Source organism: Streptomyces sp. NPDC002265 (genome assembly GCF_040296125.1).
Classification (GTDB): Bacteria; Actinomycetota; Actinomycetes; order Streptomycetales; family Streptomycetaceae; genus Streptomyces.
Map to the genome: position 1 here is coordinate 1 of NZ_JBEOWS010000623.1, position 2,467 is coordinate 2,467.

General features: G+C 75.2%; 3 protein-coding genes. All 3 read right to left on the reverse strand.

Features of this window, described 5'->3' with window-relative positions:
- Positions 1–305: BlaI/MecI/CopY family transcriptional regulator (locus ABT085_RS45645; protein ID WP_351622976.1), on the reverse strand; the 305-nt coding region annotated here is incomplete at its 3' end.
- A gap of 236 nt (positions 306–541) precedes the next feature.
- Positions 542–1,348: a phosphate ABC transporter ATP-binding protein PstB gene (gene pstB, locus ABT085_RS45650; RefSeq protein ID WP_351622981.1), complete on the reverse strand. Its 807-nt coding sequence runs from the start codon at positions 1,346–1,348 to the stop codon at positions 542–544.
- Positions 1,349–1,448: 100 nt separating this feature from the next.
- Positions 1,449–2,357: a sortase gene (locus tag ABT085_RS45655; RefSeq protein WP_351622978.1), complete on the reverse strand. Its 909-nt coding sequence runs from the start codon at positions 2,355–2,357 to the stop codon at positions 1,449–1,451.
- Positions 2,358–2,467: the final 110 nt, after the last annotated feature.

A 2,467-nucleotide genomic window follows, 5' to 3' on the forward strand; every position in this document is an offset into this window, starting at 1 on the left:
GTCTCGCCGTCCAGGACCCTGCGCATCCGGTGGGCGGCCAGCCCCGCCGCGTCCGCGGCCGCCGTCCAGGCGAACGACCGGCCCGCCCGCTCCCGGGTGACCGCGCCCTTGGCCTGGAGCCGGGTGAGGATCGTCATGACGGTGGTGTAGGCGAGGGTGCCGCCGAGCCGTTCGCGCACCCAGCCCGCCGGTACCGGTCCGGGCGCCGCCTTCAGGGCGGACAGCACCTGGGCCTCCAGCTCGCCCTGGCCGCGCCTGCGCCCGGGGGCGTCCGGCCGCGCCCCGTCCTCGTCCCGCTCCGCCACTCTGCCTCCCTGACCCCTGGGGCGTGTGTCGCGCCTCCCGCCCGTCGTACGCCTGGACGAGCGCCCATCGTAATGAGCGACGGGCGCCCTCCCCGCACCTTCGACAGTGCTGTGGATCCGCATCGGGTCCGGCCGGTGGAACGCCACGGCCGGCCTCCGCGCCGGTCGCCCTGCGCACCGAGCCGGTGTGCGGGCGCCGGGCGGGGCCGGCCGTCGGGACGCGCAGAGCGTGCGGATCAGCCGAAGCGGCCCGCCACGTAGTCCGCGGTGCGCGGGTCCTCGGGGTCGCCGAAGATCCGCTCGGTGGGTCCCTGCTCGACGATCCCGCCCGGGGTGCCCTGTTCGGCGAGGAAGAACGCGCACTGGTCGGAGACGCGGGCTGCCTGCTGCATGTTGTGGGTGACGATCACGATGGTCACCTCGCCGGCGAGCTCGTGGATGGTCTCCTCGACCCGCCGCGTGGAGGTCGGGTCCAGCGCCGAACAGGGCTCGTCCATCAGCAGCACCCGGGGCCGTACGGCGAGGGCGCGGGCGATGCACAGGCGCTGCTGCTGGCCGCCGGAGAGCGCGCCGCCGGGCTGACGGAGGCGGTCGCGGACCTCCTTCCACAGGCCGGCCCGGGTCAGGGACTCCTCCACCAGCACGTCCTTCTCCCGGCGGCTCGCGCGCGTGCCCGTCAGCTTCAGGCCCGCCACCACGTTGTCGTAGATCGACATGGCCGGGAACGGGTTCGGCTTCTGGAAGACCATGCCGATACGCCGACGGGCGTCCGTCAGCCGCCGCGCGGGACCGTAGATGTCCTCGCCCTCGAAGAGGACCTCGCCCGCGAACTGCGCCGCCGGGATCAGCTCGTGCATCCGGTTCAGGGTGCGCAGGAACGTCGACTTGCCGCAGCCGGACGGGCCGATCAGGGCGGTGACCTGCCCGGCGGGCATGGTGAGGGAGACCCGTTCGAGGACCTTGTGGTTGCCGAACCAGGCCGACACGGCCCGCGCCTGGAGGGTCGCGGGGCCGACGGCGGCGGCGCCGGCCGGCGACGGCAGGACGACGGTGTCGGTGGGGGAGAGGGTCGTGTCGGTCACGTCGGGTACCTCGGTTCGCGGATTCACTGCGGGGCTCGGGCGGGGCTCGGGCGGCGGTCGGTCACATCAGGTTGGGCAGGAGTTCGGTGGTGCGTGTGGCGACCTGGAGGCCCAGGACGGCGACGACCGGCGCGAACACGATCCAGGTCTGGTGCCGTCCCCAGCGGTGCCACGCCCATACGGCGGCGACGGCCGCGGCCAGCAGCGCCTGGAGCCACAGCACCAGCGGCCAGGGCACTCCGGCCGGCCGGGCCAGCGGCTGCTCGGCCTCCGGCAGCGTGCCGGGGCGGACGACGGCCGCCGGGGTCGGGAAGGCCGCGGAGACCAGGTCGGCGTCCACCCGCAGCAGCCCGCCCGGCATGAAGCTCGGGCCGGTGGCGGTGACCAGGACGAGGCGGCCCTCGCCCGCGGCGACCGGGGCGGGCGCCGGGTCACCGGCGCGCCGGACGTCGAGGACCTCGTAGGTCGCCTTGCCCTGCCCGGTGGTCACGGTGATCCGGTCGCCCTCGGCGAGCTCGGCCAGCCGTCCGAACGGTCCGCCGTACGCCGCGGCACGCCCCATCAGCACGCTGGTGCCGGCCTGTCCGGGCAGCGGGGTGTCCCTGCGGTGGCCGGGGCCGCCGGTCAGGACGGCGGAGTCGGTGCCTTCGAGGACCACCTGCTGGAGGCCGAGCGAGGGGACCTTGATCAGCGCGAGCGGGCTGCCCGGCGTCAGCAGCTTGCCCTGCTGGTCGGTCTGGGCCACCGGGGCCGTGCCGAGGGCGAGTTGCTTGCGCAGTTCGTCGAACGTGGCCTGTTGTGCAGAGTGTTCCTGTGCCCCGCTGAACAGCAGCAGCTGCGCGGTGATACCGAGCAGCAGGGCGGCGAGGCTCAGCAGACCGCCCCGGGCGAGGTGGCGGACCGCGGTGATGCTCCGCACGCGCGGCAGGACCGCGGTCGGTGCGAGGGGTGTCTGTACGGCGACCGTCACGGGGCCCGCCTCCTTCGCTGGATGGGTGCTGAGGGTGGTGCCGGATGGGGGTGGCCGGTGCTGTCGCGGGTGGCGCCCGCTCCGGCAGCCGGTCCCGCCGGGGCGGCCGC